20 protein-coding genes are annotated in these 18,931 nt (G+C 67.5%); 8 read left to right on the top strand and 12 right to left on the bottom strand.

Annotation, left to right across the window (positions count from 1 at the left end; translation table 11 throughout):
• Window positions 1-23: 23 nt before the first annotated feature.
• The 4 genes from otnC to AUL28_RS18140 form a co-directional block, all read right to left on the bottom strand.
• The gene (gene otnC, locus AUL28_RS18155; RefSeq protein WP_062235366.1) at window positions 24-674 is read right to left on the bottom strand and encodes a 3-oxo-tetronate 4-phosphate decarboxylase; all 651 of its coding nucleotides are present in this window, start codon (window positions 672-674) and stop codon (window positions 24-26) included.
• Entirely contained in the window at window positions 671-1,939 is a 1,269-nt protein-coding gene (gene otnK, locus AUL28_RS18150; RefSeq protein ID WP_062235363.1) for a 3-oxo-tetronate kinase, read from the bottom strand. The genes otnC and otnK overlap by 4 nt, the downstream gene beginning before the upstream one ends.
• Window positions 1,940-2,860, bottom strand: coding sequence for an L-threonate dehydrogenase (gene ltnD, locus AUL28_RS18145; RefSeq protein ID WP_280137294.1), 921 nt, complete (start codon window positions 2,858-2,860; stop codon window positions 1,940-1,942). It abuts the gene before it with no gap.
• A 150-nt stretch (window positions 2,861-3,010) separates the two neighbouring features.
• Window positions 3,011-3,670 (bottom strand): FadR/GntR family transcriptional regulator, encoded by a 660-nt coding sequence (locus tag AUL28_RS18140; RefSeq protein WP_062235359.1) that lies wholly within the window; start codon window positions 3,668-3,670, stop codon window positions 3,011-3,013.
• Between the two features lie 540 nt (window positions 3,671-4,210).
• On the opposite strand from AUL28_RS18140, the gene AUL28_RS18135 reads away from it, so the two are divergent.
• The 7 genes from AUL28_RS18135 to AUL28_RS18105 all read left to right on the top strand — a co-directional run bounded on the left by AUL28_RS18135 (window position 4,211) and on the right by AUL28_RS18105 (window position 11,488).
• Window positions 4,211-4,987, top strand: coding sequence for a FadR/GntR family transcriptional regulator (locus AUL28_RS18135; protein ID WP_062235356.1), 777 nt, complete (start codon window positions 4,211-4,213; stop codon window positions 4,985-4,987).
• A 157-nt stretch (window positions 4,988-5,144) separates the two neighbouring features.
• Window positions 5,145-6,134: a D-erythronate dehydrogenase gene (denD, locus tag AUL28_RS18130; RefSeq protein WP_062235353.1), complete on the top strand. Its 990-nt coding sequence runs from the start codon at window positions 5,145-5,147 to the stop codon at window positions 6,132-6,134.
• A gap of 14 nt (window positions 6,135-6,148) precedes the next feature.
• A complete protein-coding gene (locus AUL28_RS18125) occupies window positions 6,149-6,901 on the top strand; it encodes an SDR family oxidoreductase (protein ID WP_062235350.1) in 753 nt (250 codons plus the stop codon).
• 135 nt (window positions 6,902-7,036) lie between these two features.
• Window positions 7,037-8,095 (top strand): ABC transporter ATP-binding protein, encoded by a 1,059-nt coding sequence (locus AUL28_RS18120; protein WP_062235347.1) that lies wholly within the window; start codon window positions 7,037-7,039, stop codon window positions 8,093-8,095.
• A 91-nt stretch (window positions 8,096-8,186) separates the two neighbouring features.
• Window positions 8,187-9,500: an ABC transporter substrate-binding protein gene (locus tag AUL28_RS18115; protein WP_058636304.1), complete on the top strand. Its 1,314-nt coding sequence runs from the start codon at window positions 8,187-8,189 to the stop codon at window positions 9,498-9,500.
• A gap of 159 nt (window positions 9,501-9,659) precedes the next feature.
• Complete coding sequence (locus AUL28_RS18110; protein WP_306302769.1) at window positions 9,660-10,577, top strand: carbohydrate ABC transporter permease; 918 nt, start codon at window positions 9,660-9,662, stop codon at window positions 10,575-10,577.
• Between the two features lie 11 nt (window positions 10,578-10,588).
• Window positions 10,589-11,488: a carbohydrate ABC transporter permease gene (locus tag AUL28_RS18105; protein ID WP_058601271.1), complete on the top strand. Its 900-nt coding sequence runs from the start codon at window positions 10,589-10,591 to the stop codon at window positions 11,486-11,488.
• Between the two features lie 196 nt (window positions 11,489-11,684).
• Here AUL28_RS18105 and AUL28_RS18100 read toward each other — a convergent pair whose 3' ends face one another.
• A complete protein-coding gene (locus AUL28_RS18100) occupies window positions 11,685-12,632 on the bottom strand; it encodes a GGDEF domain-containing protein (RefSeq protein WP_058601270.1) in 948 nt (315 codons plus the stop codon).
• A gap of 338 nt (window positions 12,633-12,970) precedes the next feature.
• On the opposite strand from AUL28_RS18100, the gene AUL28_RS18095 reads away from it, so the two are divergent.
• On the top strand, window positions 12,971-13,426 hold the full coding sequence (locus AUL28_RS18095) for a hypothetical protein (RefSeq protein ID WP_058601269.1): 456 nt from the start codon (window positions 12,971-12,973) through the stop codon (window positions 13,424-13,426).
• Window positions 13,427-13,615: 189 nt separating this feature from the next.
• On the opposite strand, the gene AUL28_RS22285 is transcribed toward AUL28_RS18095, so the two are convergent.
• From AUL28_RS22285 to AUL28_RS18065, 7 genes are all read right to left on the bottom strand, one after another.
• A complete protein-coding gene (locus AUL28_RS22285; protein WP_082640568.1) occupies window positions 13,616-14,746 on the bottom strand; it encodes an extracellular catalytic domain type 1 short-chain-length polyhydroxyalkanoate depolymerase in 1,131 nt (376 codons plus the stop codon).
• 44 nt (window positions 14,747-14,790) lie between these two features.
• Window positions 14,791-15,207, bottom strand: a complete 417-nt coding sequence (locus AUL28_RS18085) for a hypothetical protein (RefSeq protein ID WP_062235342.1) — start codon at window positions 15,205-15,207, stop codon at window positions 14,791-14,793.
• A gap of 348 nt (window positions 15,208-15,555) precedes the next feature.
• Window positions 15,556-16,893 (bottom strand): ABC1 kinase family protein, encoded by a 1,338-nt coding sequence (locus tag AUL28_RS18080; RefSeq protein ID WP_062235339.1) that lies wholly within the window; start codon window positions 16,891-16,893, stop codon window positions 15,556-15,558.
• A 4-nt stretch (window positions 16,894-16,897) separates the two neighbouring features.
• Window positions 16,898-17,392, bottom strand: a complete 495-nt coding sequence (locus AUL28_RS18075) for a DUF427 domain-containing protein (RefSeq protein WP_062235336.1) — start codon at window positions 17,390-17,392, stop codon at window positions 16,898-16,900.
• Window positions 17,389-17,751: a thiol-disulfide oxidoreductase DCC family protein gene (locus AUL28_RS18070; protein WP_082640557.1), complete on the bottom strand. Its 363-nt coding sequence runs from the start codon at window positions 17,749-17,751 to the stop codon at window positions 17,389-17,391. The genes AUL28_RS18075 and AUL28_RS18070 overlap by 4 nt, the downstream gene beginning before the upstream one ends.
• A 135-nt stretch (window positions 17,752-17,886) precedes the next feature.
• The gene (locus AUL28_RS23575) at window positions 17,887-18,015 is read right to left on the bottom strand and encodes a tautomerase family protein (RefSeq protein ID WP_280137293.1); all 129 of its coding nucleotides are present in this window, start codon (window positions 18,013-18,015) and stop codon (window positions 17,887-17,889) included.
• A 313-nt stretch (window positions 18,016-18,328) separates the two neighbouring features.
• Entirely contained in the window at window positions 18,329-18,907 is a 579-nt protein-coding gene (locus AUL28_RS18065) for a TetR/AcrR family transcriptional regulator (protein ID WP_202814898.1), read from the bottom strand.
• Window positions 18,908-18,931: the final 24 nt, after the last annotated feature.

Here is an 18,931-nt window from a genome sequence, read left to right as displayed (position 1 = left end):
TCCTTGAGGGAGGAGATCAGGCGCTACCAGACGGCGCCGAACGTCTCGCGTAACGGCTGGATTTCGTGCTCTCCGAGCACGCGGATCGGGCGGCCGTGCAGAAGGAGCGCGATGCGCGCGGTCTCCTCCAGTTCCTCCATCGCGGCGCGCGCGGCCGAGAGCGTGGGGCCGGAGACCACCGGGCCGTGATTGGCGAGAAGCACGCTCCCCCGGTCCTTGGCGACTCGCGCCACCGCCTCGCCCATCGCGGGGTCGCCGGGCCGGAAGTAGGGCAGGAGCGGCAGGCGACCGACGCGCATCACGAAATAGGGGGTGATCGGCGGAATGCAGCTTTCCGTGTCGAGCCCGTCGAGGCAGGAGAGAGCCACGGCGTGCGGGGCATGGAGATGCACCACCGCCCCGGTGCCGGGCCGGTTCTCGTAGAAGGCGCGGTGCAGCACCGACTCCTTGGTGGGCGGATCGCCGGACAGGAGGTTCCCGTCCCAGTCGAGCTTGGAGATGCGCTCGGGCTCGAGGTCGCCGAGCCCCGCATTGGTCGGCGTCATCAGCCAGCCGTCCTCCAGACGGACGCTGAGATTGCCCGACGTGCCGGGCGCCAGACCCAGCGCGCGGAACCCCGCGCCGGTCCGCACCATCTCGTCGCGCAGGCGCGCTTCGTCGGAGGAAAGCGTCATGGCAGTAGCTCGAAGGCGCGGGTCATGATGTCCTCTCCGCCGAAATTGCCGGATTTCAGGGCCAGCGCCAGCGGCTCCGGCGTGCCGACGCTCTGCGTCCAGGGGACGCCGGGATCGATCGAAGGCCCGATGCGCAGGCCCGTCACGCCGAGAGCCTCGACCACGGCGCCCGATGTCTCGCCGCCCGCGACCAGGACGCGACGCACGCCGCCCTCGCGCACCAGCCGCCGCGCGACCGTCGCCAGTGCGCGCTCGACCCTTTCGCCCGATGCCGCCGTGCCGTAGCGCGTCTGGACCTCGCGAAGACGCTCGGGCGCCATGCCGGCGTGGATCAGCACGGGGGCTTCGCCCGCGTTCAATGCTGCGAAGGCGACAAGCTCGTCCACATGCGCGTCGAACTCCGTGAACAGCGCGTCCACATCGACGGATTTGGCCGGGATGCGCGCCTTGGCGTGTTCGATCTGCGCCAGGGTGGCGCGCGAGCAACTGCCAGCCAGCACCAAGGCGCGGCCGCCCACGGGGTGGAGCCGCGCCGCATCGCCGCGCGGTGCGAAGCCGGCGAAGGTTGCCGGCAGGGTGAGGCCGAGGCCGGACCCGCCGGTGAGAAGCCTCAGATCGGCGGAGCCTTCCGCGATGGACACGAGATCCCGGTGATCCAGCGTATCGCAGACGGCGATGCCGACGCCCTTCGCCCGCAATTCGGCGATCCGCCGGCGCACGCCCGCCGCGCCTCCGGCCAGCGCATGATAGCTGACGAGGCCGACGGGCCGGTGCGTCTGCGGCTGGAGCACGCGCGGCAGAAAGGCGTCGCGCATCGGCGTCAGCGGATGGTCCTGCATACCGCTTTCGTTCAGGAGCACATCGCCCGCGAAGAGATAGCCGTTGTAGACGGTGCGCCGGTTGGCCGGCAGGGACGGGACGGCGAGCGTGAAGTCCTCGCCCAGCGCATCCAGAAGCGCGTCGGCGACGGGGCCGATATTGCCGTCGGGCGTGGAATCGAAGGTCGAGCAATATTTGAAGAAGAAGCGCTCGCAGCCCGCGCCGCGCAGCCATTCCAGCGCCCGGAGCGAATGGCGGACGGCCTCATCGGGCGCGAACGTGCGCGATTTCAGCGACACGACCACCGCGTCGCACTCGGTCTCGAGCGGGCTGCCCGGCACGCCGATCGTCTGCACGACGCGCATTCCGACTGAAACGAGCTGGCTGGCGAGATCGCTCGCGCCGGTGAAATCGTCGGCGATGCAGCCAAGACGCGCGGCGACCATTCAGCCCTGATCCTTCGCGGCGCGGGTGGGCAGGTCGACGCCGGGGAAAATTTTGATCACCGCCGCGTCGTCCTCGCGGCCGAGCCCCATGGCGGAGGCCTGGGTGAACATCTGCAAGGCCTGCGCGGTCAGCGGCAGCGGGAACTTGCGCGTGTGGGCGCTGCCGTGCACGAGGCCGAGATCCTTGACGAAGATGTCCACGGCCGAGCGCGGCGCGTAGTCGTCGTCGAGGATGTGGGGCACGCGGTTCTCGAACATCCAAGAATTGCCGGCGCTCGCCGTGATGACCTCGAACAAGGCCTTCGGGTCGCAGCCGCCCGAAATGCCATAGGCCATGGCCTCGGCGGCGGCCGCGATATGAACGCCGGCGAGAAGCTGGTTCACCAGCTTGACCTGGGAGCCCGCGCCGATCTCCGGCCCGAGGTCGAAGACGCGCCCCGCCACCGCGTCCAAGGCAGGCCGCGCCTTGGCGAGGGCGTCCAGCGCGCCCGAGGCCATCACCGTGATCTCGCCCGCCGCCGCCTTCAGCGCGCCGCCCGAAATCGGCCCATCGATGAAGTGGAGACCGGCCTCGAGGATCGGACGGCTGAGCGCCCGCACGCTGTCGGGCGCGCAGGTGGCGCATTGCACCACCACCGAACCCGGCTTCATCGCGGTCACCGCGCCGCCCTCCCCCAGGAGCGCGGCTTCCGCCTGCGCGGCGTTGACCACCACGCAGAAGAGGATGTCGGCCTCAGCGCCCGCTTCGGCGGGCGAGGCGGCCGCATGACCGCCTTTTTCGGCGAAGGCCCGCAGCGCCGCGGGATTGGGATCGTAGCCAGAGGTCTCGATCCCGGCGCGTACGAGCGACGCCGCCATGCCGAGCCCCATGGAGCCGAGACCGATGACACCAGCGCGGATGAGCCTATCGGGAGCGTTCAAAGCCTGGGTTCCTTCTTGGAGACTGTTTCGGACGTCCACCGGGTCGGCTCGACGGGTCTTTCGGTCGCCGCCATCGTTGCCGATCCTCGCCGATCCGCCACCGGGGACTTCCGAAACAGGTTCCGACGGCGGCGGGATCGGTGGTTGGCGTCAGCCATCGGCCGTCTCGGCCCGCGCCGCGCGCAGCCGGCGCTCGGCTCCCAGAAGATGCGTCGCCATGGCATCCGCGGCCCAAGCACCCTCCCCGGCCTCGATGGCCAGGAGGATGCGCGCGTGCTCCGCATGGACTTCCGCGACGAAGGCGGCTCGCCGTCGCTCGTTGGCGCGGGTCGCGCGCATCGCTTGCGTGAGCACCTGTTGGCAGGCGAGGTGAACGTCGAGGAGATAGTCATTGCCGGTGGCCTCGGCGATGATGCGGTGAAAGAGCAGGTCTTCGCAAACGCCGTCACGCCCTTCCGCTTCGGCGAGCAGCAGGGCGCGCTCGGCCTCGCGCAGGGCCTCGAGCTGCGCCGACGTGCGGCGCGCGGCGGCCAGGCGTGTGGCCTCGCTCTCGATCGCGCGGCGCAGTTCGATCATTCGCGTCACATCCTCCAATGACGCGGTGGGGAGCGGTAGGCGTATCTCGAAACGGGGCGTGGCCGACACGAAACTGCCCGAGCCGCGGCGCGACACCACGAGGTCTTCCGCGCGCAGGACGGCGATCGCCTCGCGAACGGACGGGCGGCTGAGTTGGAAGCTCTCGGCCAGTTCGGCTTCCGTCGGCAGTTTCTCGCCCGCGCGCAGCGCGCCGGTGAGAATGCGATCCCTCAAGAAGACTGACAAATTTTTCGATGGCGACGCCAAGTTTCACCAAACCCTGAGGCCGAGCGTCCCGCACCTAGCCTATATCGAACATTACGCCGCTCACGCTGGCGATATCCTCGAAATATGTCAAACAACTTTTTCGACGCGTTGCCGCGTTTCGTCGCGAAGCCATCGTCCCCCGCCATCCAAGCGGGTAAGACGAGGGTCGGCGCGTGAAGCCAAAGGCTTCGGAGCGCGAGTGCAATACGGATGAGTCTTCACTTCTGAGCCGCGACTGAAAACGGCGTTTCGCGCTCGCAATATTGGAATTTCGATGTTTCAGCTCGAATAGATGTCGGAGCACGATCGTACGCCACAGTTTGATTCCACAACGTTTTTTCCATCCACCTCTATAGGCGTGTGTTTTATAGTATTGATTACGAATTACCGGCCGAAACCGGCGCGCAACATTGCAGCGCAACACAACGGGCCGGTTGACAGACGGAAAATCGCCTGAAAAGTTCCACTGGTCCGCTGGTCGAGCCAGTGGTCAGGAGGCGAGATCCTATGCCGCTGTCCGAATTCATCCTGGAAAACGCTCCCGAGCTGCGCGAGGCGATCGTGCGCCGGAACGTTCGGGATGTGGTGGCCGAGAAGATCGCCATGCTGATCGCGTCCGGCGTCCTGCAGGTCGGCGACGACCTGCCGAGCGAGCGGGACTTGGCGGCCGCGCTGCAGGTGAGCCGCGAGTCGGTGCGCGGGGGGGTGCAGATCCTGGCGGGTAAGGGGTTGCTCGCCGTGCTGCACGGCGCCCGCACGCGGGTTCGCTCGGACGAGGTGGGGCCGGAATTCCGGCGCGCGCGGGAGGCGCGGCTCATCAACGCCTACGAGCTGGGCGACGTGCACGCGGCGCGGCTCGTCAACGAGCGGATCGTGGTGGGCGACGCCGCGGAGCGGATGGACGAGGAAACGCTGCGCGGTCTGCGCCAGTCTCTGGCGATGCAGTCAAGCGCGCTGGAGGACCCGGTGCGCTTCCTGGTTCTGGACCGGGAGTTTCACATGGCGATCTACCGCCGCTGCGCCAATCCTGTGCTGGCGGAGTTCGTGGGCGACCTGTTCGGCTACATGATGCAGCAGCGCCATCGCGCGGTGTCGGAGCCGGGCGCCATCGCGCGCAGCCATGCCGACCATACCGAAATCCTGCGCGCACTGGAGGGGCGGAACCGCGAGGCGACCGTGCGCGCCTTCGACGTGCATATCCAGCGCATCTACGAAACCACGCGGCGCGTGATGGGCCTGCCACCCGCCGCGCACTGTGCGGAGGAAACCCGTCTAACGGGCTAGAGCCTGTCCCGCGAAAGCCGGATCGGCGTTCGCGCCGGGACAAGGCGGAGAAACAAAAGCCTGGAGCTCGTCCGGCGAACCCAGGTTCGAGGGACAGGCTCTGGCAGCCGGCATCCGCCATGAGGCGGACCGCCGGCGACAGGGGAGGAGAAGACGCATGAAGGTGCTCATCATCGGCGCGGCCGGGATGATCGGGCGCAAGCTCGCCGAGCGGATCGCAGCCGACGGAAGCCTGGGGGGCAGGGCGGTCGATCGTCTCGTGATGGTGGACGTCGTCCAGCCGAACGCGCCCGAGGGCCGGATCGCCGACATCGCCACTCAGGCCATCGACGTGTCGGCGCCCGATGCCACCCAGCCGCTGATCGCGGAGCGGCCGGACGTCGTGTTCCATCTGGCCGCCATCGTCTCGGGCGAGGCCGAGGTCGATTTCGACAAGGGCTACCGCATCAATCTCGACGGCACGCGCGACCTGTTCGAGGCGATCCGGCGGGAGCATCTCAGCTCGGGCTATAGGCCCCGCGTGGTCTTCGCCTCGTCCATCGCGGTTTTCGGCGCGCCCTTCGCCGACAGGGTGCCCGAGGATTTCGCCCTGACGCCGCTGACGAGCTACGGCACGCAGAAGGCGATCGGCGAGCTGCTTCTGGCCGACTACACGCGGCGCGGCTTCCTCGACGGCGTCGGCCTGCGACTGCCGACGATCTGCGTGCGCCCCGGCGCGCCCAACAAGGCGGCCTCCGGCTTCTTCTCCAACATCCTGCGCGAGCCGATGTCCGGCAAGGAAGCGGTGCTGCCGGTGGCCGATACGGTGCGCCACTATTTCGCCAGCCCGCGCGCGGCGGTCGGCTTCTTCCTCCATGCCGCGACGATGGACACGGCCCTCATCGGCCCGCGCCGCAATCTCAACATGCCGGGCCTGTCGGCCACCGTCGGGGACGAGCTGGAGGCGCTGCGCGCGGTGGCCGGGGAGAAGGCTCTGGCGCTGGTGAAGCGCGTGCCGGACGAGACGATCATCCGCATCGTGGACGGCTGGGCGCCGGATATCGAAGCCCAGCGCGCCCGCGACCTCGGCTTCACGGTGGAGAAGTCCTTCGAAGAGATCGTGCGCGCGCATATCGACGACGAACTCGGCGGCAGCGTGCAGGCATGACGGGAGCATCGGGAATGTCGGGCGAAGAGAGCCGCATCGCGCTCGTGACGGGCGGCGGAACGGGCGTCGGCAAGGCGATCTCGACGGCGCTGGTCGCGGCCGGCTGGACCGTCGTGATCTGCGGACGCCGGCGGGAGGTGCTGGAGACGGCGGCGGGCGAGCTTGGCGGCGGCACGGTGCCAGTGGTAGCCGATATCGGCGACCCCGCTTCGGTCGCCGCGCTGTTCGAGGGCATTCGGCAGCGCTTCGGGCGGCTCGACCTCCTCGTCAACAATGCCGGCTCCGTCGCACCGGCGATCCCGCTGGAGGAGCTCAGCTTCGACCAGTGGAACATTGTGGTCTCGGCGAACCTCACCGGCGCGTTCCTCTGCACGCAAGCCGCGTTCAAGCTGATGAAGGCGCAGGCGCCGCGCGGCGGGCGCATCATCAACAACGGCTCGATCTCGGCCACGACCCCACGGCCGAACTCGGCCCCCTACACGGCCACCAAACACGCCATCGCGGGCCTGACGAAATCCACCGCGCTCGACGGGCGCCCATACGACATCGCCTGCGGCCAGATCGATATCGGCAATGCCGCCAGCGACATGACCGCCGCCATGTCGGCCGGCGTGATGCAGGCGGACGGGCGCATCGCGTCCGAGCCCACGATGGACCCGGCGCATGTCGGCCGCGCGGTTGCCCACATGGCCTCGCTGCCCTTGGAGGCGAACGTGCTGACCATGACGGTGATGGCCACCAAGATGCCCTTCGTCGGGCGCGGCTGAGTTTCGAAGCGGCCTCGGGAGAGGGCCGCCGACTTCAACGGGTGCGTCAGTGCCCGCCAACGGGAACAGGCGGAGGATCGAGGGAAACCGGCGGGACAAGCCGGCCTTCGGCCGAGGCCTTGGGGAGGAAACCATATGGCGTCAGTCGATATCGTCGACGTTCGCAAGTCGTTCGGCGCGCACCCCGTCATCAAGGGCGTCGATATCCAGATCGAAAACGGCGAGTTCGTGATCCTCGTCGGCCCCTCGGGCTGCGGCAAGTCCACGCTGCTGCGGATGCTGGCGGGGCTGGAGCATGTCACGAGCGGGCAGATCCGCATCGGCACCAAGGTCGTCAACGACGTGCCGCCGAAGGATCGGGACATCGCCATGGTGTTCCAGAATTACGCGCTCTATCCGCACATGACGGTGGCCGACAACATGGCCTTCTCGCTGGCGCTGAAGAAGGCCTCGCGCGAGGAGATCGAACGGCGCGTGAAGCCGGCGGCCGAGATCCTCGGCCTGTCGCATCTTCTCGACCGCTACCCGCGCCAGCTGTCGGGCGGCCAGCGCCAGCGCGTCGCCATGGGCCGCGCCATCGTGCGCGATCCGCAGGTCTTCCTGTTCGACGAGCCCCTGTCCAACCTCGACGCCAAACTGCGCGTGTCCATGCGCACCGAGATCAAGAACCTCCATCAGCGCCTGACGACCACGACCGTCTATGTCACACACGACCAGATCGAGGCCATGACCATGGCCGACAAGATCGTGGTCATGCATGACGGCATCGTGGAGCAGGTCGGTGCGCCGCTGGAGCTCTACGACCGGCCGAACAATCTCTTCGTCGCCGGCTTCATCGGCTCGCCGGCCATGAACATGCTGCACGGCCGGCTCGACGCGAACGATCCGACGCGTTTCGTCACCTCCGATGGCACGGTGCTGCCGGTCAGCGGGCGTCATGCGGCGGCTCGCGGACGGGATCTCGTCTACGGCGTGCGGCCGGAGGCGATCAGCCTCGGCGGCCCGATCGCGATCAGGGTCGTGGTCATCGAGCCGACGGGTTTTGAGAGCCAGGTGCTGGGCGAACTCGGCCGGACGGCGGTCACCTGCGTCTTCCGCGAGCGGGTGACGCTGAAGCCCGGCGAGACGCTGAACGTCTCGATCGACCCGGAAGCCGTGCATCTCTTCGACGCGGCCAGCGGCCAGCGGCTCTGACCTCGTAGGATTTGCGTAAGGGCGCTGGCGGCAACGGGGCACGACCGGCGCGAAAAGCTCGAAAAGACGCCCCGACCTTGGGAGGAACACCGTGATCAACCGTAGACAGATTCTCGCCGGCACGGCCGGCATCATCACCGGGGCAGCGCTCGGCGGCCGTCTCTCGATGGGTCAGGCCTTCGCGCAAGGCGCGCCGACCTTCACGCCCGAGCCCGGCGCGTCCCTGCGCCTCCTGCGCTGGGTGCCCTTCGTGCCGGCGGAGGAAGAGGCGTTCCTTGCCAACACCAAGAAGTTCACCGACGCAACGGGCGTTCAGGTGCGCGTCGACAAGGAAAGCTGGGAGGACGTGCGCCCCAAGGCGGCGGTGGCCGCCAATGTCGGCTCCGGGCCGGACATGGTCATGAGCTGGTTCGACGATCCCCAGCAATATCCGGACAAGCTGGTGGATGTGACCGATCTCGGCACCTCGATCGGCGCGGCCAATGGCGGCTGGTATCCGGGCCTCGAATCCTACGCCCGGCGCGGCGACCGCTTCATCGCCCTGCCGCTCTGCGCCATCGGCAACGCCGTGGTCTATCGCGACAGCCACATGAAGGCGGCGGGCTTCCAGGAATTCCCGAAGGACACGGCCGGCTTCCTCGAACTCTGCAAGGCGCTGAAGGCCAAGGGCACGCCTGCCGGCTTCCCGCACGGCAAGGCGGTGGGCGACGGCAACAACTACGCGCACTGGCTGCTGTGGAGCCATGGCGGCAAGATGGTGGACGAGAGCGGCAAGGTCACCATCAACAGCCCGGAGACGCTGGAATCCGTCAAATATGCGATGGAGCTCTACAAGACCTTCATTCCGGGCACGGAGAGCTGGCAGGACGTCAACAACAACCGCGCCTTCCTGGCCGGTCAGGTGTCGCTGACCGCCAACGGTGTGTCGGTCTACTACGCCGCGCTGAAGGACCCGGCGATGAAGGAGATCGCCGAGGACATGCGCTCGGTGAACCTGCCGATCGGCCCCGTGGGCCAGTCGGTGGAACTGGCCCAGGCCTCCACCATCTCGATCTTCAAGCACACGAAGTTCCCGGAAGCCGCCAAGGCCTATCTCCAGTTCCTGTACCAGCCGGACAACATGAACGCCTGGATCCAGGGTGCCAGCGCCTATTGCTGCCAGCCGCTCAAGGCCTTCGAGAACAACCCGGTCTGGACCGCGAACCCGATCCACGCCGCCTATGCCAAGGCCTCGGCGAGCCTGCGGCCGAACGGCTATGCCGGCCCGCTGGGCGCGGCCTCGGCCGGCGTGATGGCCGACTACGTGCTCGTCGATATGTATGCCGAGGCCGTGACCGGCCAGTCCTCGCCCGAGGACGCGATCAAGAACGCCGAGCGCCGGGCCAACCGCTACTACCGCGTCTAGCCTGAGAGCCGGGGACGGAACCCTGCGGTCGATCCGCCTGACGTTTCGTCCCCCCGCTTCTGCCATCGCCGACGCCATGCCCGCCGGCTTGCCGCGGGCGTGGTCCTTCCATCCCTCGCGCGATCGGGACCCGTCATGTCCAGAACCACGGCCGGCGCCATGCCGTCCAAACCGTCCTTCTTCGAGCGGCTGTCGCAGAGCCGGAACGGGCTCGGCTTCCTGTTCATGCTGCCGGCGGCCGTCTTCCTTCTCTGCTTCCTGACCTATCCGCTCGGCCTCGGTGTCTGGCTCGGCTTCACCGACACGCGGATCGGCCGGCCCGGCATTTTCATCGGGCTGGAGAACTACCAGTACCTGATGGAAGACAAGGTCTTCTGGCTCTCGGTCTTCAACACGATCGTCTACACGGCCGTCGCCTCGATCCTGAAGTTCGCGCTCGGCCTTTGGCTCGCGATCATCCTGAACGAACATCTGCCCTTCAAGACCTTCTTCCGCGCCGTGATCCTTCTGCCCTGGGTCGTGCCGACGGTTCTGTCCGCGCTGGCCTTCTGGTGGATCTTCGACAGCCAGTTCTCGATCATCTCCTGGGTGCTGATGCAGGCCGGGATCATCGACACGCCGATCAACTTCCTGGGCGACGCCACCAACGCACGCCTTTCGGTCATCGCGGCCAATGTCTGGCGCGGCATTCCCTTCGTCGCGATCTCGCTGCTGGCCGGCCTCCAGACCATTCCGACCTCCCTGCACGAGGCGGCCGCGCTCGACGGCGCGACGTCCTGGCAGCGGTTCCGGCGCATCACCTTGCCGCTCCTGACGCCGATCATCGCGGTGGTGATGACCTTCTCGGTTCTCTTCACCTTCACCGACTTCCAGCTGATCTACGTCCTGACCAAGGGCGGGCCGGTCAACGCCACGCATCTGATGGCGACCCTGTCGTTCCAGCGCGGCATTCCCGGCGGGGCGCTCGGCGAGGGCGCGGCCATCGCGGTGGCCATGGTGCCGTTCCTTCTGGCGGCGATCCTGTTCAGCTTCTTCGGCCTGCAGCGCCGCAAGTGGCAGCAGGGCGGATCGGATTGAGGAGACCAGCGATGACCGCAAACACCACCGAAACCGCCGGCCATCTCACCGACGACGTCGTCGGCATGTCCCACCACGACACGCTGGCGCGCAAGATCCTCGTGATCTACCTGCCGCTTGCCGTCTTCCTGTTCGTGCTGCTCTTCCCGTTCTATTGGATGGCGATCACGGCGGTGAAGCCGAACGACCAGCTCACGAACTACGCGAACTACAGCCCGTTCTGGGTGGTCGGGCCGACGCTCGACCACATCAAGTATCTTCTGTTCGAGACCTCCTATCCCGGCTGGCTCTGGAACACGGTGATCGTCGCGGTCTGCTCGACGGTCATCGCGCTGGCGGCTTCCGTCTTCGCCGCCTACGCCATCGAGCGGGTGCGCTTCACCGGCGCGCGGATCACCGGCCTGATGGTGTTTCTCGCCTACCTCATCCCGCCGTCGATCCTCTTCATCCCGCTGGCCTTCATCGTGTTCCAGCTCGGCATGTTCGACTCGCGGTTGGCTCTGATCCTGACCTACCCGACCTTCCTGATCCCGTTCTGCACCTGGCTTCTGATGGGCTATTTCCGGTCGATCCCGTTCGAGCTGGAAGAGAGTGCGCTGGTGGACGGGGCGACGCGCTGGCAGATCCTGACCAGGGTCGTGCTGCCGCTCGCCGTCCCGGGGCTGATCTCGGCCGGCATCTTCGCCTTCACGCTGGCCTGGAACGAGTTCATCTACGCGCTCACCTTCATCCAGTCGTCGGAGAACAAGACGGTCCCCGTGGGCGTCCTCACCGAGCTGGTGCGTGGCGACGTCTACGAGTGGGGTTCGCTCATGGCCGGCGCGCTGCTCGGCTCGCTGCCGGTGGTGATCCTCTACTCGTTCTTCGTCGACTATTACGTGTCGTCGATGACGGGCGCGGTGAAGGAGTGATCGCCGACGCGGGCTTAGGAGCGGCACCGGCCAGAGGCGGGTTGTGGGCGATAGCGGCGGGTCTACGTTTCGGCGAAAGCATGGAAGGATGGACGTCTAAGCGGAACCCAGCCCAGCCCTCAGATGGCGCGGGCCATCGGTCCGAACGCCGAGAGAGCCGGTTGTCGGTCTAGCCCGACGAGGCCAGTCTCCGCCATCACCGCCATGACCTAGCGGCAGACTTGGCAGCAGATGGGGGGGTGGCAGACGTGTCCCGAGGATCGGCCCAATACTTGTCCTCGATCCGTCGCACGAGGCGGCGGATCGCCTTTTCGGCGTACATGGCCTTGTCAGCCGCGGACAGGACGGCGCGCACATCCTGGCCGGGCTTCCAGATCTCCGCGCCCACGCTCAACGTGATGGGAAGGTCGGTTCCCGGCAGAACGATCCCCCGGTCGATGGCGCTCCTGATCTCGTCCAGTCGCCGATCCAGCAGAACGCGCTCCTCGACCTGGAGAAGGATGTAGAACTCGTCGCCGCCGACCCGGGCCACGACCTCGTTCGGACGGATCATAGCCTGAAGCACTTCGCCCGCGTGCCGGATCATCCGATCCCCCAGCCGGTGCCCCCATTCGTCGTTGACGAATTTGAGCTGGTCGAGATCGACGACGGCGAGCGAGAAACCGCGATGGGTGTAGACGGACTGCTCCGTGGCGTTGATCACGGCTTCGTCGAAACGACGACGGTTCGGCAGCCCCGTCAAAGGGTCCACATAGGCGTAGTGCTGAAGCTCGGCTTGAAGTCTTTTGGCGCCGCTGATGTTCTGCGACACGCCGAGAACCCTCGTGATCTCACCCGTGGCTTCGTCCCGGATCGGGGTGAGCGTGGTTCGGAACCATTTCGGCTCCCCGCGCAGCACGACGCATTCCTCGATGTCCTGCACGCGCTGCGTTCGCACACACAGATCGTAGCGTTGGATCATCTGCGCCGCGTAATCGGCCGGCAGGCACTCCTGGAACAGGCGGCCCGCGACCCGCGCCTGCTCGATACCGATCTCCAGGGCTGCCGCGGTGTTGACCCCGACGAAGCGGTATGTCCCCTCCGACTCGACATCGACGATGCTCATGGCAACGCCAACGCAATCGAGATCGACGGTGAGTTTCATGCCAGATGGTCCCCCAACACGAGCGCGATCGCCGCCCTTGCGTCTGGGATAAGAAGGTCTGAACACTCGAGTCGTTCCACGCCGATCAGCGCCTGCCTATCCTCCGGCACAAATGCTGCCAAGGGCGGCGTGAATCCGTTTGGCCTTGGCGGGCGTCACGGATGCCCGCTCCGCTCGCCGCGATGGATGAGGCGGGCCGGAGCGTCGCGGAGCCGCGCGGCAGAGGCCGGTTCGGGCAATGCAATCCCTAAAAACGATGGGTTGCGACGCCTCTCCAGCCCGACGCCAGCTTAACGTCCCACACTCATGACCAAGCACTCTCCCCGAAAGGTGAAGTCATGGTCCCGACCGTTATCGAAGCCACCCGTACAGATGACGCCGAGAAGGAAGCCCTGGCAGCCTCGATGATCGAGGTCTCGAAGCTGACCCGTGATTTGCTCGCCATGCACTTGGCGACCATCGCCCTGTCCCCCGGCGAAGACGATTACCTGCTCGCGCTCAGCACGCGCGCATCCACCGACCTCAACGAGGCGGCGGAGGAACTGGGTGTGCGCCCGCTCGTCGCCGCGAAGGCCTATGAACGGCTGTCGATCCGGAATCTGGTCACGGTCGATGGCGGCACGGTCACGTTGACGGAGTCCGGCAGCGCGACCCGCTCGCAGATCTCGACCGTTTACCGCATGGTCGGCGAGGACATCGCGGACCGGCTGAGCACCAACACGCTGGAAGTCGTCAAGAGCGTTCTGAACGAAGCCAAACGCAACATGAAGCGCGCGCTCCGGCAGAAGCGCTAACATCCGGCGAGCCGGCCGATATCGCCCACGGGGCCGATCGCTTCATGCCGTTCCCTGAGAGCGCGGACAGGGGGGCGGGCTCACCTCCCCTCGTGAACAAAACGCGGTCGGCGGCCCTCCGCAAGGTTGGGTACCCGGTTCCGAACCGCCGGGTTCGCCCTTGTCGCTGAGGCCTCATCGCCCCTGCGATCAGCGGCGCGTTGCCGTCTCACCCAGAAAGAACCGGAGCATCTCGCGCGAGGCATCGGGGCCGGCTGGGTCCGCATGGGAACCGGCCGCGTCGCCGCCGGACCAGGCATGGCCCAACCCCTCGATCCGCCAATGCTCCATGGCAGAGCGCGCATCGCCGGACGCGCGCCGTGTGCGCGTGAAGGCGCGCCCGTTCGCGGTTCCGGAGGCGGTTTCCTCCGCCCCCTTCCGGTCCATGCCGAGCCCGGCGATCCGATCGCCATTGGCGGGATGGACGGTCGTGTCCCGCGTGCCATGGAAGACGATGGCCGGCACGCTCGGCACGCCGCCGCGTTCGGCGGTCTGGCCGCTGCGCATGACCGCGAGCGCCGTCGCGACATCGCGGGCGCTGGCATGGGGCAGTCCCGAATGGATGCCGACCGCCGAAAAGAGATCGGGCCGCGTCGATCCGAGAACGGCGGCCATCGCGCCTCCGGCCGAGAGGCCGGCGGCGAAGATCCGGCCGCGATCGACGGCATGGCTCCCGGCGATAGCCTCGACGATGCCGGACAGGATCGCCGGCTCGCCGGCATGGCCTCCCTGGTGCGCGGGCTCGAACCAGTTCCAGCACAGGCGCGGATTGGCCGATCGGTCCTGCTCGGGATAGGCGACGAGGACGTTCGCGTCTTCCGCGACCGCGTTCATCCGCGTGCCCACCGCGAAATCCTCCGGTGTCTGCGTGCAGCCATGCAGCATCAGGACGAGCGGGCGCGGCCCATCGGCCTTTGCCGCCGGCACGTAGAGCCGATAGGCGCGCCGACCGGCCGGTCCCTCATATTCGAGACGCAGGAACTGCGCCCCTTCAGGCATGGCCGGCTGAGGCTGGCTCGTCCATTGCGCGCGAGCCGGAGCAGGCGTGGCGAAGCGTGGTCGGATGCGCGGCTTCGGCCGGCTGGCCGGTGTCGCGCCGCCGGGCGGCTCCACCGTTTCGGCACGCAGTTCGATCGTCGGGCCGTCGAACGCATCCGCAGGGCTGGCGGCGGCGGGCCGGCGCAGACCGAGTTGGTCCTGAATCAGGCTCGTCGCTTCCGACAGGCGCTGCGAGAGGACGAGGCGTTGCGCCTCGGCCATGAAAGGGAGCGGACGGACCATGGTGGGTTCCTTGCGAAAGCGGGAAAAGCGCGGCGACGGGTCGATCAATGGATGCGGTCGGCCAGGGCGGCCTTGACGGCGGCGCTGGCCTGAAGGGCCCCGAGCACGGTGATCGACCCGATCGTGTCGCGCGCGAGATCGGCGGAAATGTCATCGTCCAGGGAGGCCAGACCCAGAACGCGGATATGGAGAATCTCGCCCGCCGCCCTGACAGCTTCCAGGTCGGCGCGGGTGAAGCGGCGCAGGCCGAGATCGAGGGTGAGACGCTCCGTGGAGCGGCGCAGCTCGGCATCGTGCGCATCGAGATGTTTGCGAATGGCGGTCCGGATGACGTCGCTGCGATTGGCGTAGAAGCCCTCATGCACCAGAAGGTCGATCCGTCCGAGATCGACATAGCCGAGATTGAGCGTCAGCTTCTCGCTATCCCCGCCACGCTCCTGCCCGCCCGCCTTCTTCGGCATCGATACCATCCCATAAACATCCAAGTGGATGGTATATTGGATGCCATGGATCGGCTTTCAAGGGCACGGGAGCCGCCGCATCGATCGGGAACCTCATGAGGACCGGTCGACGTGACCGATTTCCGGATCATCCGGGGGAGTTGGCGGGAGGCGTGATGACGCATGACGGCCTGAGCCGGACAAACGCGGCGACGGCTATCAATCCATCTGCCGAGAGCGGTCGCAGGCCGAAACCCGCCATTGCCCGATCCTGCCTCCAGCGGGAGCCGTAGCGGCGTAGTGCACCTCACGAAACCAGAGCCCTCCCCGCGCGCAGAGACGATGCGGCGCGCGTGAGCGCCACGATCGTCAGACCGTGTCCATGCCGAGACGGGCTTCCACCATTGACCGGACATCCACCCGGGCTTTCAGGCGCGCCGCGAGAAGCGCGATGCCGCCGATCTTGCGCTGAACGAAGAGCGTGTCGGTCGGCGGGACATGCCAGGCCTCGCGGTCGCCCGCCACGATGGTGGCCTGATCGCGAATCGCCTCCAGGATGCGCCGGTCGGCGAAATCGACCGGACCCACTCGGGCGGCTTCGCTGACGATGAGACCGATCATGCGATCGATCAGATCCCCGTGCCGCCGGACGGCCGCCTCGCCTAGGAAGCCCGCGTCCAGCGCAGCTTGTTTCACCGCTTCGCCATCGCCCGACAGCCCGGCGGCCAGCAGCCCTCGATAGGCCTGCGCGGTCGCGGCCGAGACCGTTCGCGTCGCGCCGAAGTCCAGAAGGATGATTGCTCCGGTCGCGGGCTGGTATCGGAAATTCGCGAAATTCGGATCGGTCTGCATCATCCCGAACCGGAAGAGTTCGTCGAGAACGAGGCCCATCAGGCGAGCCGCGATGCGATCTCGCTCGGGCTGCGAGGCGCCCGCCATACTCTCGATCGGCACGCCCTCGACGAACCCCATGGCGAGCACGTTGTCGGTCGTGAAATCGGGCGCCGGGGACGGCACCACGAAAGCTTCGCTGCCAGCCAGAAGGCGGCCATAGGCTTCCATCTGGACGCCCTCGCGCCGGTAGTCGGTCTCTTCGTGCAGTTGCGCCTTGGCCTCGGCGAGCAGCGGAGCGATGTCGAGACCGGCCGGCAAGAGGCCGGACACGCGCAGAAGCGTTGCGACATTCTCGACATCGGCGTCGATGCTCCCGCGAACGCCGGGATACTGGACCTTGATCGCCAGTTCGCGACCGTCCAGCGCCACAGCCCGGTGGACCTGCCCGATGGAGGCCGCCGCGATGGGCCTGTCGTCGAACCGCTGGAAGCGGATGCGCCACTCGCGCCCCCATTCGGCCGCGAGCACCCGTTGCAGCTGGGCCGGCGGCATGGGATCGGCCTCGGCGCGAAGCCGGGCCATAAGCTGGGAGAGTTCGGTGGGCAGCGCGTCGCCCGCATCCATCGAGATCATCTGCCCAAGCTTCATCGCCGCGCCGCGCAAATGCGACAGGCGATCGGCAACGCGAAGCAGATTGCCGGGCGTGAGCAGCATGTCGCGCATGGCCGGGCGCTCGCCCTCGGCCAGACGCCGCGCCCCCTCGGCGAGTATACCGCCCGCAAGCCCGCCGGCCAGCCGGCCGAACTGCCCGAGCCGCGACAGACGACCGCTCGGCACCGGCCGCCCCCTGGCGCTGTCTTCCGGTTTGCTCATCGTCTCACCATCCCGCGCTGCCGGCCACGCCCTTGAACGGGCCTGCAAAACCATCGGTGATCCAGCCACCGTAGAACCCGCCGGGCTGCGGCGTCACGATCTGGCCGTCCACCGAGCAGCGGTCGAAGGGCCGCGCATAGAAGGCGATGTAATCCTTCAGGATGGCGAAGGCGGATGTCGGCGCGGGATAGCTCCATCCGACCCGCTCGAGCGTTTGGCCCTCCATCACCACGTCCCAATAGACCGCCTCGCCCTTCCATTCGCAGACGGAGCGCCCCTGCGCCCGGCGCAGAAGGCCGGGCTCGATATCCTCTGGGGGAATGTAGTAGCTGGGCGGATGACTGGTTTCGAGCGTGCGGATCGCGCGCCGGCTGTCGGCGATCCGGCGGCCCCGATGCTCGATGACGATATGCGCCTCGGTCGGCTGGGCGATGGCGGGCCGTGGAAAGGACCAGACGCTTTCCTGGCCCTCCTTGATCGGGTCTGGCTTGGGTCTCATGGACGCTCCAGGCGAAGGGCGAGCTTTTGCAGCATCGGGCGCGCTCGCAGGAAGGCCCGGTAGAACCGTTCGAGCCACGCCGTCGCGAGCGGCCCCCGGAATGCCAGCCCGAGCGGGCGCAGAAGCGGGATCGCCCGCCACATGGCCGCAAACGCTGCCGCGCCGCTGAGCAGGCGTCCGTTTTCGGACGCATGGAAACGCGCGAGCAGTTCGCCCCGGTCGAGCGGACAGGCGGCCGGCTCGGCCTGACCGACATCCACGAAGCGGATCGCACCTCGGCGATCGAGGCGGCGCATCAGCGCGATCTCTCGTCGACACAAGGGGCAAGCGCCATCAAACCAGACCGTCAATTCCGACATGGAGGTGAGATGGTGCTCCCCGGCCCCGAAGTCCCGCCCTTCCACATGCGGCAGATCGCGCGCCCGCCTGGCGATCGCTCCTGACGATCCCCGAGCGGGACATTCGCGATCCGCCGGAGGCTGCAAGCGCAGCGGTCACGCCGCCGCGATGCGTCGAGCCTCCTGCGTCACTCCTGCGTACCCCCAGGCGTCGGCCGGCACCTCATCGACCACGACATAGGTCGCGAGCGGCAGATCGACGCTGAGAGCGCGCTGGTCCTGCACCGGGTGCCGATACGAACACCCATCGCAGAGGCGTTCGCCGACCTGCTCCTCGAAACCATCGCGGCCCAGAGCGGACGGGATGGTCCCTGACGACCCGGGAACTCGGGAGTGTCGTCAACCCCTCCACTCGGAACGCTGCCGTTGCCGGAGCCTGAGAACGAGGGACAGAACCATTCGGCGAAAGGAAAGCGAGGGCTTGTTATTGTCGGCGGCGCGCCGGGCGCAGGTCCTGCAGCGCATGGACGCGCACCCGCAACGATGCCCGGCGGGGACAGAACCCGGTCGGACGACCCGAAGGGTTCTGTCGCCGGTTCTAGACCTCAGGCGGCTTTTCCCTCAGAAGCCCCGCCGCCATCAGGCCGAAGGCCTCCACCGCCTTCGGCAGTGCAGACTGGGGGTCGTCGCTGGCCGCGACCCAGAGAGCGGCGTTCAAGGCCGCTCCGCTCAAGAGACGCGCGGCAGCTTCGACATCCACGGGCTTCAAGACCCTGTCCGATACCAGCCCGGCAACCGTGCGCTTCGTCATCTCCAGACAGGCGTTCTGGCTTGGCCAGCAGGATGGATCGCCCAGAAAGGCGGGCCCGTCCAGGAGAACGATCCGCCGAACCTCCGGGTCGAGAGCCATAGCAATATACGCTGCGCCCTCGTATATCAGGGCATCCCAATCGTTCGACGCCCCGGCCGCGGCCGCTCGCGCCTTCTCGGCCATTTCGCCGTCCACCTGCGCGACAACGGCGGCGAGCAGCCCCTTCTTGTCGCCGAAATTGTGATAAAGGGCGCCGCGCGTCAGCCCGACCTCGGCCGTCAGATCATCCATCGACGCCTCCGCGAACCCTCGCTCCGCGAAGGCGCGTCTGGCCGCCGAGACCAGTTTGGCCCGGTTCTCCTCCATGGTCTGTGCCCGGCGCTTCCCTGC

This window comes from Aureimonas sp. N4 (assembly GCF_001463925.1).
Taxonomy (GTDB): Bacteria; Pseudomonadota; Alphaproteobacteria; order Rhizobiales; family Rhizobiaceae; genus Aureimonas; species Aureimonas ureilytica_A.
The sequence above is the reverse complement of the archived record's forward strand: the minus strand, read 5'-3'. Positions and strand labels throughout refer to the sequence as shown.

Bases quoted from the DNA above. Each gene is read 5' to 3' on its own strand.
- otnK (WP_062235363.1), bottom strand. From the start codon at position 1,939: ATGGTCGCCGCGCGTCTTGGCTGCATCGCCGACGATTTCACCGGCGCG.
- denD (WP_062235353.1), top strand. From the start codon at position 5,145: ATGAAGGTGCTCATCATCGGCGCGGCCGGGATGATCGGGCGCAAGCTC.
- otnC (WP_062235366.1), bottom strand. From the start codon at position 674: ATGACGCTTTCCTCCGACGAAGCGCGCCTGCGCGACGAGATGGTGCGG.
- AUL28_RS18110 (WP_306302769.1), top strand. From the start codon at position 9,660: ATGCCGTCCAAACCGTCCTTCTTCGAGCGGCTGTCGCAGAGCCGGAAC.
- AUL28_RS18105 (WP_058601271.1), top strand. From the start codon at position 10,589: ATGACCGCAAACACCACCGAAACCGCCGGCCATCTCACCGACGACGTC.
- AUL28_RS18070 (WP_082640557.1), bottom strand. From the start codon at position 17,751: ATGTCGGAATTGACGGTCTGGTTTGATGGCGCTTGCCCCTTGTGTCGA.
- AUL28_RS18075 (WP_062235336.1), bottom strand. From the start codon at position 17,392: ATGAGACCCAAGCCAGACCCGATCAAGGAGGGCCAGGAAAGCGTCTGG.
- AUL28_RS18125 (WP_062235350.1), top strand. From the start codon at position 6,149: ATGTCGGGCGAAGAGAGCCGCATCGCGCTCGTGACGGGCGGCGGAACG.
- AUL28_RS18120 (WP_062235347.1), top strand. From the start codon at position 7,037: ATGGCGTCAGTCGATATCGTCGACGTTCGCAAGTCGTTCGGCGCGCAC.
- AUL28_RS18100 (WP_058601270.1), bottom strand. From the start codon at position 12,632: ATGAAACTCACCGTCGATCTCGATTGCGTTGGCGTTGCCATGAGCATC.
- AUL28_RS18135 (WP_062235356.1), top strand. From the start codon at position 4,211: ATGCCGCTGTCCGAATTCATCCTGGAAAACGCTCCCGAGCTGCGCGAG.
- AUL28_RS18065 (WP_202814898.1), bottom strand. From the start codon at position 18,907: ATGGAGGAGAACCGGGCCAAACTGGTCTCGGCGGCCAGACGCGCCTTC.
- AUL28_RS18095 (WP_058601269.1), top strand. From the start codon at position 12,971: ATGGTCCCGACCGTTATCGAAGCCACCCGTACAGATGACGCCGAGAAG.
- AUL28_RS18085 (WP_062235342.1), bottom strand. From the start codon at position 15,207: ATGCCGAAGAAGGCGGGCGGGCAGGAGCGTGGCGGGGATAGCGAGAAG.
- AUL28_RS18080 (WP_062235339.1), bottom strand. From the start codon at position 16,893: ATGAGCAAACCGGAAGACAGCGCCAGGGGGCGGCCGGTGCCGAGCGGT.
- AUL28_RS22285 (WP_082640568.1), bottom strand. From the start codon at position 14,746: ATGGTCCGTCCGCTCCCTTTCATGGCCGAGGCGCAACGCCTCGTCCTC.